We start from the raw sequence: 14,823 nt of genomic DNA, 5'->3' as shown, positions 1-14,823 counted from the left end.
ACCGCGCGTTTGGACATTGTGTCGCTGCCAAAACCCAGATGGGTGAGCATGGCAGCGACGGCGATGGTCGAGAGCGCCATCATTTCTCGTGGGTGACGATGACGGGGATGAGCAAGTCTCCCCAGTTACCGTCGCCGCTCCCGTGCTGCCGAAGGCACACGAAATGAAGGAACATGGCGGCGACGGCAATGGTCAAGGCATCATGATTGCTGGTTGGTGACGATGACCGGGATCAAGAGATCGCCCCAGTTGCCGTCGCCGCTCCCGTGCTGCCGAAGGCACACGAAATGAAGGAACATGGCGGCGACGGCGATGGTCGAGAGCGCCATCATTTCTCGTGGGTGACGATGACTGGGATCAAGAGATCGCCCCAGTTGCCGTCGCCGCCATGATGACGGGCCGAGCGGACCAGTTCCACGGAAACGCCTGCCTCGACCGCCTTCATGACGGTGTAGTTGAGGCGATGCAGATCGTTGGCGAGCATACGGATAACGGTCTGCTGATCCGTGGTCATGCTTGACGATTGTTCTTCTGCTCTTTCCTTGACGCGTGCTGGCGAATTCATGGAACTGTTCCTCCTGTTTGATAACTGGGATTCCGTTTGTTCGCGCATTTCCGAACGCAAAACCGGTTCCCACTTTTGGCTGGAAATGCTTTATTCCGCAGCCGGTCTGAACTGTGCTGTTTCAGTCGATTCCTTCATGGCGGTGGTCGAAGACTGGCCGCCGGTGATTGCAAGCGACACGGCATCGAAATAGCCGGTGCCGACTTCGCGCTGGTGCTTGGTCGCGGTGTAGCCATTGGCTTCGGCTGCAAATTCCGCTTCCTGCAGTTCGGAATAGGCTGCCATCTGCCGGTCCTTGTAACCGCGTGCCAGTTCGAACATGCCGTAGTTGAGCTGGTGGAAACCGGCCAGCGTGATGAACTGGAACTTGTAGCCCATCGCGCCCAGCTCGCGCTGGAACTTGGCAATCGTGGCGTCGTCGAGGTTCTTCTTCCAGTTGAACGACGGCGAGCAGTTATAGGCGAGCTTCTTGCCCGGATGCGCCTTGTGCACGGCTTCGGCGAAGCGGCGGGCCTGTTCGAGATCGGGCTTGGATGTTTCCATCCAGATCAGATCGCAATAGGGCGCATAGGCAATCGCACGGGCGATACATGGCTCGATGCCGTTCTTCACCTGATAGAAGCCTTCCGCCGTGCGGCCTGCATCGTAATCGACGAATGGCTGGTCGCGCTCATCGATATCCGAGGTCAGAAGCTTGGCGGCTTCCGCATCCGTGCGGGCGATGACAAGCGTTGCCGTTCCCATGACGTCTGCCGCAAGGCGCGCCGCGTTGAGGTTGCGGATATGCGCTGCCGTCGGGATCAGGACCTTGCCGCCAAGATGGCCGCACTTCTTCTCCGAAGCTAGCTGGTCTTCATAATGCACGCCTGCCGCACCTGCTTCGATGAAGGCCTTCATGATCTCGAATGCATTCAGCGGACCGCCGAAGCCTGCTTCCGCATCTGCAACGATGGGCGCGAACCAGGTGTCGACCGAAAGTCCCTTGCCTTCGGCGGTTTCGATCTGGTCGGCGCGCTGCAAGGTCTTGTTGATGCGCTTGGCCAGTTCAGGGGCGGCATTTGCCGGATAGAGCGACTGGTCGGGATACATGGCCGAAGCCGTGTTCGCATCCGCTGCAACCTGCCAGCCGGAGAGGTAGATTGCCTTCAGACCGGCGCGAACCATCTGCATGGCCTGATTGCCGGAAAGCGCGCCGAGCGCATTGACGAAATCTTCCTCGTGGATCAGCTTCCACAGACGGTTGGCGCCCATTTCAGCCAGCGAATACTTGATCTCCACCGAACCGCGCAGCCTTTTTACGTCCTCGGCCGTATGGGCACGCTGGATGCCGTCGAAGCGACCCTTGGGTGCCGAAGGAATAAGGCTGTAAAAATCTGTCATTTCGGTGTCTCCTCACACTTTGAATTGGTTCGGGAAAAGCAATTTTCCTGCGCTCTTTCTGTGACCAGATTTACAATCGTGTTTGGCTTGCCGCCAGAAAAACCGACAAAACCGCCGCATAATTGAGGTAATGCTGTCGGTGTTTTGACTGGCGAGCGATGTAAATTTGTAAATATTGTCAAAATCAATCTTTGCATCTATGTTGTCATGAATTGTAAAGATCGGGAGGGTCGAGTTGAGCGAGCGCAAGATATTTGCCGGGCCGCGCATCAGGCGCATCCGTAATGAACGCGGTTTGACCCAGACGGCGATGGCTGAGGCGCTCGGCATTTCGCCGTCCTATCTGAACCTGATCGAGCGCAACCAGCGCCCGCTGACGGTGCAACTTCTTTTAAAGCTTGCCAGTGTCTACAAGCTCGACCTCGACAGTCTCCAGGCTGAAAGCGGCTCCACGATCACGGGCCTTAAGGAAGTGTTTTCCGATCCGCTTTTGACCGGCGAACTGCCGGGCGATCAGGAACTAGTGGAGATCGGCGAGGCGGCGCCCAATGCCGCCGTCGGCATCATGAAGCTTTACCGCGCCTATCGCGAGCAGCAGCAGCGCCTGTCCGACCTTTCGCAATTGCTGTCGCATGAGGGGAGCGGGGCGGAACTTTCCGCCACACGTCTGCCGCTCGATGAAGTGCGCGATGTGATGGCGCGGCGGGTCAATCATTATCCGCGCATCGAGGAGGAGGCAGAGAGTTTCTACACCCTGCTTAAACCGGACGGCGATTTGTCGAGCGCCTTGAAGGATTGGCTGCGCCGCGAGCACGGCATCACGGTTCGCACGCTGCCGGTTGCCACAATGCCGAACTGGCGCAGGCGCTATGACCGGCATTCGCAGCGGCTTTTCATTTCCGAGCGCCTGTCGCCCTTCGATCAGTTGCAGGAAATCGCCATGGAGGCAGCACTTGTCCGCATGCACGTGGTGATTGGTGCTGAAACGGAAGGCTTGAAACTGTCATCGGGCGAGGCGAAGCGCATCGCGCGGTTCGAGCTGGCGCGTTATGCGGCGCAGGCCCTGATGATGCCCTACCGCCAGTTTCGCGATGCAGCCGTGCGGGCCCGTTATGATGTTGACGTGCTGCGCACGCGCTTCGGGGTCTCGTTCCAGCAGGCGGCAAACCGGCTGACCAGTTTGCAGCGTCAAGGTGCGAGTGCGCTGCCCTTCTTCGTGATGGAAATCGACCATGCGGGCAACCGCCTGCGGGTTGCGGGTGCGGAAGGTTTTCCGACCCGGTTCGGCGGGCAGTGTCCCAAGCTACCGGTCTATGCAGCTTTTGCCCAGGCAGGCCAGGTGCTGGTCGAGCCGGTGGAACTGCCGGACGGCTCGGCCTTTCTGACAATTGCCCGCACTCTGGAAGGGCCGCAGGGTGCATTCAGCGAGCGTCCGCGCCGCACCGCGCTGCTGCTTGGCTGTGCGCTGGAAGCCGGCGCCGACACAGTCTATGGCGCGTCGCTTTCAAAGGCCGGCAATACGGAGATCGGCTCCGCCTGTCGTCTCTGCGAAAGACAGGGCTGCATCACCCGCGCCGAGCCGCCGCTGACCCGACCGCTCGGGCTGGACGAGATGGTGGCGGGATTATCTGCCTTCGACTTCCAGTAGGGGCGCGATATTTCGGCTTTGCTGGCCTGCAAATGGCGTGACTTTTCGCTTCCGGTGCTCATGTACCCAAAAGTACGCTCCGCTCCGGTTCTCAAGCCCCACCATTTTCGACTCAGCACAGCCCAAATCTCCTTGCCCTAGGGTTGGGGCGGGGGCTGCGATGCAATTTTTATGTTCGTCCTGTCACGACCCTGTTGACGAACGCGGCGCAATCTAAAAAAGTGCAATAAAGAAACCGTATATCCACCTTGAACCTGCACCGGAATTTATTGTGCAGATTGGAGCAAATGATGGGGATTAAATCCTTCCTTCTGGCAACGACCGTCGTGACGGGCCTTGTCGCAGCTGCCACATTTTCCGCGAGCGCGCAGGAGCGGGTGGTCAATATCTATAACTGGTCGGATTATATCGACGACTCCATCCTCAAGGACTTCACCAAGGAAACCGGGATCAAGGTCGTCTACGACGTTTACGACTCCAACGAAATTCTGGAAACGAAGCTTCTGGCTGGCGGCAGCGGCTATGACCTCGTGGTGCCATCGGGCGAATTCCTTGGCCGTCAGATTCCCGCAGGCGTGTTCCTGAAGCTCGACAAGGACAAGCTGCCGAACCTCAAGAACATGTGGGACGAAATTTCGACCCGCGCGGCAACCTACGATCCGGGCAACGAATATTCCGTGAACTACATGTGGGGCACGACCGGCATCGGCTACAACAAGGCCAAGATCAAGGAAGCGCTCGGCACCGACACCATCGATTCATGGGCCGTTCTTTTCGATCCGGAACAGTCGGCCAAGTTGAAGGATTGCGGCATCTACCTGCTCGATTCCGCCAGCGAAATGCTGCGCCCGGCATTGAACTATCTGGGTCTCGACCCGAATTCCCCATCGCCTGACGACTTGCAGAAGGCGCAGGATCTCTATCTCAAGATCCGCCCGAACATCCGCAAGTTCCACTCGTCGGAATATATCAACGCACTGGCCAATGGCGATATCTGCATGGCCGTCGGCTATTCGGGTGATATCTTCCAGGCCCGCGACCGTGCCGAAAAGGCAAAGCAGGGCGTCGAGATCGGCTATTCGATCCCGAAGGAAGGCGCGCTGATGTGGTTCGACCAGATGGCGATCCCGGCTGACGCCAAGCATGTGCCGGAAGCGCTTGAATTCATGAACTACATGATGCGCCCGGAAGTGGCCGCCAAGGCTTCGAACTATGTGTTCTATGCCAACGGCAACAAGGCTTCGCAGGAGTTCATCGAAAAGGAAATCCTTGACGATCCGGAAATCTATCCGACCGAGGAAGTCATGAAGAAACTCTTCGTGCCGACGCCTTACGACACCAAGACCCAGCGCGTGGTGACCCGCGCCTGGACCAAGATCGTCACAGGCCAGTAATCCCTGCCGAGGGCAGGCCCGGTAAAATCGTGAAGAGCGGCTCGCTGTTTATCAGGGGGCCGCTTTCAATCTTGTAACAGCATATTCATGCAGGTTCCGGCAGGCTTATAGGGGAACGGAATGGAATCTTTTGGCAGTTTTCGCCGCAAGTTTGCGCCTTGGAACGACCCTGCGGCCAAGCCCTTCATTTCTTTTGAAAATGTGACGAAGATTTTCGGCGACTTCACCGCCGTCGATGATCTGTCGCTCAATGTTTTCAATCGCGAGTTTTTTGCGCTGCTTGGCGCTTCGGGCTGCGGCAAGACCACGCTGATGCGCATGCTGGCGGGCTTCGAGGAGCCGACATCGGGCCGCATCACGCTGGACGGTCAGGACATGCGCGGCATTCCGCCCTACAAGCGCCCGGTCAACATGATGTTTCAGTCCTATGCGCTGTTCCCCCATATGACGGTCGAGAAGAATATCGCCTTCGGCCTGAAACAGGACGGCATGGCGAAATCGGAAATCGATGCGCGCGTGGCCGAAATGCTGAAGCTCGTGAAGCTTGAGCAATATGGCAAGCGCAAGCCGCATCAGCTTTCCGGCGGCCAGCGCCAGCGCGTGGCGCTCGCCCGCTCTGTCGCCAAGCGCCCGAAGGTGCTGCTGCTGGACGAACCGCTTGGTGCGCTGGACAAAAAACTGCGCGAGCAGACCCAGTTCGAGCTGATGGATCTGCAGGTCAAGCTCGGCATGACCTTCATGGTCGTCACCCACGATCAGGAAGAGGCGATGACCATGGCCGACCGCATCGCGGTCATGGACAAGGGGCGCATCAAGCAGGTGGCGACGCCTGCGGAAGTCTATGAAGCGCCGCGCTCCAAATTCGTGGCCGACTTCATCGGCAATGTGAACATCATCGAGGGCGAGGTGGTGAAAGCCGCCAATGGCGAGGCTGAGATCGCCACGGAAAAATTCGGCTTTCATATCCAGACGGAAACCCGCGAAGAACTCAATCCGGGCCAGAAGGTCTGGTATGCGGTGCGTCCCGAAAAGACGCGGATCACGCGCGAAAAGCCGGACGATGCTTCGATAAACGCGGTGGAAGGCGAGCTTTGGGATATCGCCTATTTCGGCGACATGACGGTGTTCCATGTGCGGCTGGACAATGGCCGCACGATCAAGGCCGCGAGCCTCAATGCCGTGCGCAGGACCGAAAATCCGCTGACCTATGACGAGCGCGTCTGGGTTTCCTTCGATACCGACGCCGGTCTGGTGCTCACAGCGTGAGGATTGCCCCATGCAGAAGCTGATTGCTTCCATTGCCAGCCGTCTCGTCATCGCGGTGCCTTATCTCTGGCTGCTGGTATTCTTCCTCGTCCCGTTCTTCATCGTCTTCAAGATCTCGCTGTCGCAGGTCGCGATGTCGATCCCGCCTTATGTTCCAACCTTTGGGATCGCTGAGGGGCTTGCCGCGAACTGGGCGAAGATCAAACAGCTGTCCTTCGACAATTATCTCTGGCTGCTCGACGATCCGCTTTATTACAAGGCCTATCTGTCGAGTGTCCGCATCGCGGCGATTTCAACCTTCCTGACTTTGCTGGTGGCCTATCCGATGGCCTACGGCATTGCGCGTGCGCCGACGACGATCCGCCCGACGCTTTTGATGATGGTGATCCTGCCGTTCTGGACATCGTTTCTGATCCGCGTCTATGCGTGGATCGGCATTTTGAAGCCGGAAGGACTGCTCAACCAGTTTCTGATGTGGCTCAATATTATCGATACGCCGCTGACTATTCTGAATACGGATACGGCGGTCTTTATCGGTATCGTCTATTCCTATCTGCCTTTCATGGTGCTCCCGATCTATTCGTCGCTGGAAAAGATGGACTATTCGCTGATCGAGGCGGCGCAGGATCTGGGCTGCACACCATTTTCCGCCTTCTGGAAAATTACCTTCCCACTGTCGCTTGCGGGTGTGCTGGCGGGCTGCTTCCTGGTGTTCATTCCTGCCATCGGCGAATTTGTGATCCCGGACGTGCTGGGCGGGTCTGAAACGCTCATGATAGGCAAGACGATCTGGAACGAATTCTTCTCCAACCGTGACTGGGCCGTGGCCTCTGCGGTGGCGGTCGTCCTTCTGGTCATCCTGATCATTCCGATCGTCATATTCCAGCAAGTTCAGGCACGTGCGCAGGAAAAGGGGAAATAGACCATGAATAGCAATTGGTCGCGTTTCAATATTGCGTCTGTCGTGCTCGGCTTTGCATTCCTGTATCTGCCGATCGTTATCCTTGTGATCTTTTCGTTTAATGAATCGCAATTGGTGACTGTCTGGGCTGGCTTTTCCACCAAATGGTATCGGGGGCTTCTGAATAATGAATCGCTGATGGCGGCAGCATGGATAACGCTGCGCATCGCGTTTCTTTCAGCGACCGTCGCAACCGTGCTCGGCACGCTCGCCGCGCTGGCGCTGACGCGCTATACGCGTTTTCGCGGACGTATCCTGTTTTCGGGCATGGTCTATGCGCCGCTTGTCATGCCGGACGTCATCACCGGCCTTTCGCTACTGCTGTTGTTCGTGGCGATGAATTTCGACCGCGGCTTCTGGACGATTGTCCTGGCCCATATCACCTTTGCCATGTGTTTCGTGGCAGTCGTCGTGCAGTCGCGTCTGGTGAGCTTCGATCGCTCGCTGGAGGAAGCGGCCATGGACCTCGGCGCACCGCCGGTCACGACTTTCATGAAGGTGACGTTGCCGGTGATCCTCCCCGCCGTGGTTTCCGGCTGGATGCTGGCTTTCACGCTTTCGCTCGACGATCTGGTGATCGCAAGCTTCGCCTCCGGCCCGAGCGCAAGCACCTTGCCGATGAAAATCTACAGCCAGATGCGGCGGGGTGTAACACCGGAAATCAATGCGATCTGTACGATCCTGATCGCGCTGGTCACCACCGGCGTCATCGTCGCATCCATCGTCAACAAGCGCCGCGAAGTGCAGCGCCGCCGCGATGAGCAGGCAGCATTCCGCCTCGGGTAATGGGGTCTGCCTGCTGGCCGTTTCCGGTCAGTAGGCAAACCGCGCCGCGAGAAGTTTGCCCCGTGCCATGGTCGGCAATTCGATATAGCGGTGCATCAGCGTAGCAACGCCCACGCTCAGCACAAGATAGGCCGGCAGCAGCGCGATCAGCGCGACATGCCCGTAAAACAGATGTACGAGCGCAAAAAGCACGGTCGCATGGACGAGATAGAGGCTGTAGGAAATGCGGCCCAGAAATTGCGGCAGGGGCAGGAGCAGGAAGCGGCGCAACGTGTCGCTGGAAACCGCAAGCACCATGACCCATACCAGCCCTGTGATCGTCGCCCAGTCCGTCAGGTCTCCGAGCCAGCTTTTGAGCATGGGCGGCCCGGCTCCATAGGTGACGAGTATCAGAGCCAGGATATTGATCGCGATCGCCATCCGGTTTGATAGCCGCCGGTAGAAGCTTTGAATGGCAGGCAGGTTCTGCGCCATCAGGCTGCCCAGCAGGAAGAAGCTCGCAAAATGCACGGTTATCCACCAGCCGCCCGTATAGGGATCGGATCGAAGGCCATTTGCGAGAATGGAAAGCCCGAAAGCAACCACAATGGCCGTTGTTGGCCTTAATGCGATGGTGAGGGCGAAGAGCAGGGGAAATATGATGGATATCCGCATCTCGTAAACCAGCGACCAGAAAGCCGTGTTCACTTCGCCATTGGGATAGGCGCCGATGAACAGCAGATGCTGCGCGATCGTTTGCGGCGTCACCGGTGTGGTCCATGTGAGGTTGAACCAGTTGCTGAGCTGCGGGATTGGCCCGTTCAGAAACAGGGCGCCGACAAGCGCGAGCGAAAGCGCAACGAGATAGGGCAGATATATGCGGCAGGTGCGTCGGATAAGATAGGCTGGATAAGATGGCGCATGGTTCATGAAAGGCAGCGTGAGAACGAAGCCGCTCAACAGGAAGAAGAGCAGGACTGCTTCATGAGCGGCAAAAAAGAACCGCAACGGGGATCGCAGCAGAATGAAAAAGTATGGCCCCATGGCATCATAGGGCCAGATGTTCACGAAATGCCGCATCAGGACGACGGTCGCTGCCAGTCCGCGCAACGCATCAAGTTCGGGATAGCGTCCCGGCTGGGTATGTATCGGCACGAGCGCGATCCCCTGCTTTTAGTGAGGGAACCGACTTTGCGGGCCATGGGTCCTTCGGTCAATTCGGGCCTTCGGATGGCCCGCATCACCGAAAGACGTAAGCGCGCCCCGCATGCAGGAACCGGATTATTGCCCCATTCCCGGCGAGGACGGTGAGATGAAGGGCCTGTCCCACGAGCCGCCGACAAAGAAATTGAGCGGCGGCTTTGCGGGCGGGGCTTCGGCAGGCGGCTGGCTGTTCTGGCCGTCGGTGCCGCCTTCCTGTTGCTGTTGTTGCGGCTGGCCGTTGGGGAAGACGACCTCGCCGCTCAGCGCCAGGCTGCGATCCACGAAAGGCACGATGCCTGCCAGTGTCAGCGTCCCGTCGGATGTGTCGAGGCGCGCATTTTCCAGCGTCGCCACGCCGTCGGAAAGATTGGCCTTCACATCCAGACGATTGAAGGCAAGCGCAACATTCTCCTTGCGTTCAAGCGCGAAAAAACGCTGGCTTTGGGCCTTGGAGAGAAAATCCTGCACGGCAAAGCCCTGCATCTGGCCATTGTTGAGCTGTATGGTAACATTGCCCTGCGCATTGGTCAAAAGGCCGGACCAGCGATTGGCCGGGCCTTTCATGAACAGGGAAACATTGCCCTTGCCGCTCACGAAAGGCTTCTCGAAGCCCATTGCGGTGAAGAACTGCGAGCTGTCGATATCCGAAGCGTTGAAGCGCAATTCGCCGCTCGCGCTTTTCAGGTCGCGCACGATCTGGACATTGGCCTGCATGATGCCGTTGAAGGCCTTGGCGTCGCCGATGTCAAATATGGCACGGCCACCGCGTATCTGCACGGCAGCGGCCACGCCCGTCATGTTGACCGGTCCCGCCGTGGCGTTCTGCGCCGAAAGACGAAGGTCGACCTCCGCGCGGTCGATGAAGCTTGTGTCGACCAGTTCCCGGTCGGCATTGTCGCGCTCGCTCGGCGAACGCGCGGCGCTGTCGGGAAGCGGAATGAAGGCCGAAAACAGGCGGCGAAGGTCCAGCTTGTCGAAGGCCAGGGTGCCGGTCACTGCCGGTTGTGCCTGCTCCAGACCGATTTCGATCACGCCCTTGGCCGGGCTGTCATTGGCGGTCATTTCCACGTCAGCAAATTTGAGCCGCTTCGGTGTCGCGGTGATGGTGGATTCCAGCGAAAACGCGCCGATCTCTGCACTGCCCGCGATAGGCGGGCAGGCTAAGCCAGCGCACCGCGCCGCTGAGCGAGGGCGTTTTTGCAGTCAGCGCGCCTTCGAAAAAACGATCCTTGGAGATATTTGCCTTGCCCTGAAAGGTGAGGCTCAACGGATTGGCGGTGAGGCTCGCGGTCACATCCGATGTGCCGCCTGCCAGCAGCGGCAACGCCTGCGCGGCAGTCAGGCTGAACTGTGAAGTCTCGTCACGCCATTTGGCGCTGCCCTTCAGCGTCGCGGCGCTGGATGTGCGCGGCCATTCCAATGTTGCGCTGACATTGGTGATCTGCTCGTCGCTGGTGATTTCCGGCTCGCTGCCCGGCCGGTTGAAGGCAATCGTTCCGTCGCGAACCACGACGCGGCCAAAGGGCTGCGAGGCCTGCTGCGCGGCCAGCGCATTGTCGCCGGAACCGCTTTGCTGCAATGCGCGCTGCGCGCGGATAGCGGTGCCAAGGCGCCCGTTGGAATTGGCGATGGCGTCAAGGAGTTGCGAGAAATTCGAAACCGGCCCGTCGAGGTTTACATGGGGGCGGACGATCTGCGTTTCGGAAAACGAGATATGCCCCATGATGGCATCGAGCGGTGAAAGCTCGACATCGATGCGGTCCGCGCTCATGAGCGGCTTCTGGCCCTGATCGGTGAGCTTGCTGAGCGTCACGCCGTTCAGGGAGGCGCGCAAAACAGGGAATACCTTCAGGCGGGGCGCCTGCTTGAGTTCAACGCTGTAACCAGTCCAGGCGCTGATTTCCTGAGCAACGCGGATACGGATGGCATCGGTGGAAACGATGAAAGGCACCACAGCCAGCAAGGTTGCTGCAGCCGCGGCGCAGAGAATGACGAGCGCAATTATGAGGCGCGTAAATCGGGGCCAGCGCATCAACCATCCAATCAGTGAAACAAGGTTACGGTGTAAACTAGAGTATTTTTCAGTCAAATGGAAAGATGGGATGCTGCATAAATGCGGCGAAAACAAAGAGATAGAGTACGCTCTGATTTGTTTCGCCAGGTGAAGGAGGGGGCAAAGGCCAATTGGTTAATCAATTGCTGCGCGGAAATTAACCCTGATTTTACAGAGGCTACCAAGGCGTAAACCCGAAACGGGGAATTTAAGCCCTTGTTAACCGGCTTCACGCGATAAGGAGGGCAACACCTGAGTGATGATCGAGCTGCCGTTTCCGGTGCTCCGTTGCGAATTGCTTTTGTGTCCTTTTGTCTCTGAGATTCCGATAGCGCCGGTTCGTCCGGCGCTTTTTTTTGCCCGCGCAAGGGCTGAGGAGGCTCAGTCAGCCAGAACGCGGGTGGGCGGGAAGGCGATCTCGACCACCGTTCCATGTCCCGGAGTGGAATCGATGGCAAATTGCGCCCGATTTGCTTCCACCATGGCTTTTGTCAGCGGCAGGCCCAGGCCGGTGCCTTCGTTGCGCCAGTCCTTGGCGCTTTCAGCCTTGCGTCGCTCCAGCGCGTTGACCTGCCGAAAAGGCTTCAGTGCCTGTTCCACCTCGGATTTGGTCATGCCGATGCCGGTGTCGCGCACCCGCATCACCACATCGCCGTTCAATTCGTAGCTTGTCGACACGATCACCTGACCGCCCGGCGCGGTGAAGCGCACCGCGTTGGACAGAAGGTTCAGCGCGACCTGCTTGATCGAACGCGTATCGGCAACGATGTCGGGCAGGTTGGACTGGAAGCTGGAGCGGATGATGACGCGCTCGCGATTGGCCTGCGGCTGCATCAGCGCGATGGCTTCGGCGATGGCATCGTTGAGCGACACCGCTTCAAACTGCATGTCGAGAGCACCGGCTTCAATCTTCGAGATATCGAGCAGGTCATTGACCAGCGCCAGCACGTGATTGCCGGAACGATTGATATCGCGCAGATAATCCCGATAGCGGTCATTGCCGATAGGGCCGAACTTCTCGTCGGCCATCAGTTCGGAAAAGCCGATGATCGCATTGAGCGGCGTGCGGATTTCATGGCTGATGCGCGCCAGAAACTCGGTCTTCTGGCTTGAGGCGCGCTCCGCCTCCTTGCGTGCATTGGTCAGTTCTTCCTCGGTGCGCTTCCATTGCGTGATGTCACGCAGCACGGCGCAGAACCCACGCGTATGCGGCAGCTTGCCGATGGTCATGAACAGCGGAATAAACCCGCCCTTGGCTTCACGGCCAATCACCTCGCGTCCGTCATTGAGGACGCTCAGAACTCCGTTGCCGGAAAGACCGTGCAGATAGTCCATCGCAGCGCGCTGGCTTTCAATGGCGAACAGCATTGAGAAGAACTTGCCTTCCGTCTCCTCGCGGTCATAGCCGAACAGGGCCGAGGCCGAATGGTTCATGGAGCGGATGCGGCCTTCCGGGTCGATGAGGACAACCCCGTCGGTTGCCGTGTCGAGAATGGTCTTCAGTTCCTCGACATGATCGGCCAGCGCCTGTTTTTCATTATCCTTGTCCATCGCCACCGGCGTTTCAACCGGAGCGGCAGCGGTTTCGACCGGCGCGGGTGTTGCGGGGGCTGCTACCGGCATCAGGCTCAGCATGAGTGCGCGGCCATCGCGCCAGGCAATGGCATTGAGGTGCGCATCGACAGGCTCTTCGCTGCCATCGGCGCGGCGCAGCACCATGCCCTGCCGCGTTTCGCCATCGTCGCTTTCGCTGTTGAACAGCACATCAACGCCACCCGCGCCGCGAATATCATCGAGCGATTCATAACCTGTCAAATCGAGCAGGGCTTGATTGACGTAGTGGATCGTATCGCCCGAATGGATGATGACCGGTACAGGCAGATTGGCCAGCAGGGCGGTTTCATCGCCGTGTGTCGGGCCGGGGGTGTGCAGTGCCGCTTCTTCAACTGCGACCGGCTGCGGGCTGTCCGCCACAGCTTCTTCCGACAGCGCGCCCGGCTCGCTGGTCGACCGTGAACTGGCGAGACCCTGCTTGCGCAGACGGTCGGCAATTTCGCGGAAGGCGTTGCGTTCGGTTTTGGTGAGACCGCCTTCGGGGCGCTCTTCACGCTCCCGTTCCTTCAGGATGCGCGCCTGATCAGCCGCCACTTTTTCCTGAGCGCAGGCGTTCAGCAGGCTGATGACTTTGTCGGATTCGCGACGGCCGGGCGTCGGCGCAATATCGAGCGGCGGCTTGGGCAACGTGGCGACAGGCCTGTCGTCGTTGGCGACTTCTTCGCTCAACGCCAGAATGTCGTCGTCTTCGACAGACGTCACCGTTTCCACGGTCTCGCTGACGGGCTTGCGCGTTTGCGGAATTCCGCCTGCAAGCACCAGACCGATTTCTTCAGGGTCCTTTTCCGCATCTGCAGGACGGACCACGCCGAAGCCGCGGAAGCCGGTGAACTCCCGATCACGGGAATAGACGGGCAGGGCGGCAAGCTCCACTGGCACACGCAGATCCGTGCCTTCCACCGGCCACATCAGGCGTTTTCCCGACCATGTGTCGCGCTTGTCGAGCAGGGCGGCAATGCTGCCATCTGGATCGAAGCCGAAGACATTGGCGACATCGGCAAAGCGGCGTCCGACGACATCGGCTGCATTCGGCCCGATCGTCGCCGCAAGATCCGGAGATATTTCGGTGAATGCGCCATCCGGTCCGACCTTCCAGATGAAGCGCGCTGGCGGCGCATCCTGATCGAACACGAAATTCCGGGGCTTCGGCTGATCGGCTGAAGCCTGTTCGACCATATCGGCGTTCGCGCTCTCGGCAGGCTCGGGGAGCATCTCCTCGAGTATCTCCTCGGCCTCGCCGGGCAGTGCAACGGGCGCTGCCTGCACGACGTCCGGCGCATCGCCGATAATGCAGAGAAGATGCATGGGGCGCGTATCGGTCAGCCGCGCAATCGCTCCCGGTACGGAATGTCTTCCAGCGCGGATGCGACGCTTGACGATGCGGTCAGCCGCGTCTGCGGCTTCGATGACGAGGTCTTCCAGCGTGGCGGAAGAAATTTCGAGCGCGGCAAAACGCGGGCTCGCCGCAATCACGCGGCTGTTTGCGTCGATCAGGGCCACATGGGTGGTTTCATCGCTCAGACCGGAAATGATGGCTTCCGCCTTGGTGTTCTCGCCATTGGCCGTCAGCAGCAGGCCGGACACGCCATCGGGAAGTGCGATGTGCGAAACGCTGAAACGGGTCAGGTCGGAACGCAAGCCTCCGCCAAGGCGAATGGAAATGGTGCGGGTTTCACCCTCCGCATTGCTGTTGGACGAAGCAATCTGCCGGCGCGTGGCAATGGGCAGGTCAAGGCTTCCGCCGATCATGTCTTCCACGCGATCAAAGCCGAAAAGCTTTGCGCCGGGACCATTGACCCAGAGCACTGCCGACAGGTCGTGCGTCAGCACGAGCTGCGCATCGCCCTTTGCAAAGCCCTCGCGGATAGAATCCAGCGCGGCAATATCGATGAAGGGGTATGATCCTGACATACCAGTCCTTACCTGTTCTTTCGACCGCCCGCAGTGCTTGTTAACGCCCTGTTAATAAGCCTC

At 59.0% G+C, this 14,823-nt stretch carries 10 protein-coding genes and 1 pseudogene; 5 read left to right on the top strand and 6 right to left on the bottom strand.

Going from position 1 to position 14,823, the window contains the following annotated elements; translation table 11 throughout:
- Positions 1-200 precede the first annotated feature (200 nt).
- The 3 genes from OINT_RS24320 to aceA all read right to left on the bottom strand — a co-directional run bounded on the left by OINT_RS24320 (position 201) and on the right by aceA (position 1,945).
- Positions 201-329 carry a hypothetical protein gene (locus OINT_RS24320; protein ID WP_021587385.1) on the bottom strand — a complete coding sequence of 43 codons (129 nt, stop codon included), beginning with the start codon at positions 327-329 and terminating at the stop codon, positions 201-203.
- Positions 329-565 (bottom strand): SMc00767 family acetate metabolism repressor, encoded by a 237-nt coding sequence (locus tag OINT_RS17760; protein ID WP_006473055.1) that lies wholly within the window; start codon positions 563-565, stop codon positions 329-331. Before OINT_RS17760 ends, OINT_RS24320 begins: the two co-directional genes overlap by 1 nt.
- Positions 566-655: 90 nt before the next feature.
- Positions 656-1,945 carry an isocitrate lyase gene (gene aceA / locus OINT_RS17755; RefSeq protein WP_006469275.1) on the bottom strand — a complete coding sequence of 430 codons (1,290 nt, stop codon included), beginning with the start codon at positions 1,943-1,945 and terminating at the stop codon, positions 656-658.
- 235 nt (positions 1,946-2,180) lie between these two features.
- On the opposite strand from aceA, the gene OINT_RS17750 reads away from it, so the two are divergent.
- From OINT_RS17750 to OINT_RS17730, 5 genes are all read left to right on the top strand, one after another.
- Entirely contained in the window at positions 2,181-3,593 is a 1,413-nt protein-coding gene (locus OINT_RS17750; RefSeq protein WP_006469274.1) for a helix-turn-helix domain-containing protein, read from the top strand.
- 290 nt (positions 3,594-3,883) lie between these two features.
- The gene (locus OINT_RS17745) at positions 3,884-4,987 is read left to right on the top strand and encodes a polyamine ABC transporter substrate-binding protein (protein WP_006473054.1); all 1,104 of its coding nucleotides are present in this window, start codon (positions 3,884-3,886) and stop codon (positions 4,985-4,987) included.
- Between the two features lie 120 nt (positions 4,988-5,107).
- Positions 5,108-6,253: an ABC transporter ATP-binding protein gene (locus OINT_RS17740; RefSeq protein ID WP_006469272.1), complete on the top strand. Its 1,146-nt coding sequence runs from the start codon at positions 5,108-5,110 to the stop codon at positions 6,251-6,253.
- Between the two features lie 10 nt (positions 6,254-6,263).
- Positions 6,264-7,175 carry an ABC transporter permease subunit gene (locus tag OINT_RS17735; protein ID WP_021587384.1) on the top strand — a complete coding sequence of 304 codons (912 nt, stop codon included), beginning with the start codon at positions 6,264-6,266 and terminating at the stop codon, positions 7,173-7,175.
- A gap of 3 nt (positions 7,176-7,178) precedes the next feature.
- Entirely contained in the window at positions 7,179-8,000 is an 822-nt protein-coding gene (locus tag OINT_RS17730; protein ID WP_006469270.1) for an ABC transporter permease, read from the top strand.
- A 27-nt stretch (positions 8,001-8,027) separates the two neighbouring features.
- On the opposite strand, the gene OINT_RS17725 is transcribed toward OINT_RS17730, so the two are convergent.
- The 3 genes and pseudogenes from OINT_RS17725 to pdhS form a co-directional block, all read right to left on the bottom strand.
- Complete coding sequence (locus tag OINT_RS17725; RefSeq protein ID WP_006469269.1) at positions 8,028-9,134, bottom strand: acyltransferase family protein; 1,107 nt, start codon at positions 9,132-9,134, stop codon at positions 8,028-8,030.
- Positions 9,135-9,260: 126 nt separating this feature from the next.
- Positions 9,261-11,214 (bottom strand): annotated as a pseudogene (locus OINT_RS17720) (AsmA family protein).
- A 402-nt stretch (positions 11,215-11,616) separates the two neighbouring features.
- Positions 11,617-14,760 (bottom strand): cell-division control histidine kinase PdhS, encoded by a 3,144-nt coding sequence (gene pdhS, locus OINT_RS17715; RefSeq protein WP_006469268.1) that lies wholly within the window; start codon positions 14,758-14,760, stop codon positions 11,617-11,619.
- Positions 14,761-14,823 lie beyond the last annotated feature (63 nt).

The organism is Brucella intermedia LMG 3301 (genome assembly GCF_000182645.1).
GTDB lineage: Bacteria > Pseudomonadota > Alphaproteobacteria > Rhizobiales > Rhizobiaceae > Brucella > Brucella intermedia.
The sequence above is the reverse complement of the archived record's forward strand: the minus strand, read 5'-3'. Positions and strand labels throughout refer to the sequence as shown.

Excerpts from the sequence above, each read along its gene's own strand:
- pdhS (WP_006469268.1), bottom strand. The coding sequence starts at position 14,760 with ATGTCAGGATCATACCCCTTCATCGATATTGCCGCGCTGGATTCTATC.
- OINT_RS17735 (WP_021587384.1), top strand. The coding sequence starts at position 6,264 with ATGCAGAAGCTGATTGCTTCCATTGCCAGCCGTCTCGTCATCGCGGTG.
- OINT_RS17745 (WP_006473054.1), top strand. The coding sequence starts at position 3,884 with ATGGGGATTAAATCCTTCCTTCTGGCAACGACCGTCGTGACGGGCCTT.
- aceA (WP_006469275.1), bottom strand. The coding sequence starts at position 1,945 with ATGACAGATTTTTACAGCCTTATTCCTTCGGCACCCAAGGGTCGCTTC.
- OINT_RS17730 (WP_006469270.1), top strand. The coding sequence starts at position 7,179 with ATGAATAGCAATTGGTCGCGTTTCAATATTGCGTCTGTCGTGCTCGGC.
- OINT_RS17740 (WP_006469272.1), top strand. The coding sequence starts at position 5,108 with ATGGAATCTTTTGGCAGTTTTCGCCGCAAGTTTGCGCCTTGGAACGAC.
- OINT_RS17760 (WP_006473055.1), bottom strand. The coding sequence starts at position 565 with ATGAATTCGCCAGCACGCGTCAAGGAAAGAGCAGAAGAACAATCGTCA.
- OINT_RS24320 (WP_021587385.1), bottom strand. The coding sequence starts at position 329 with ATGGCGCTCTCGACCATCGCCGTCGCCGCCATGTTCCTTCATTTCGTG.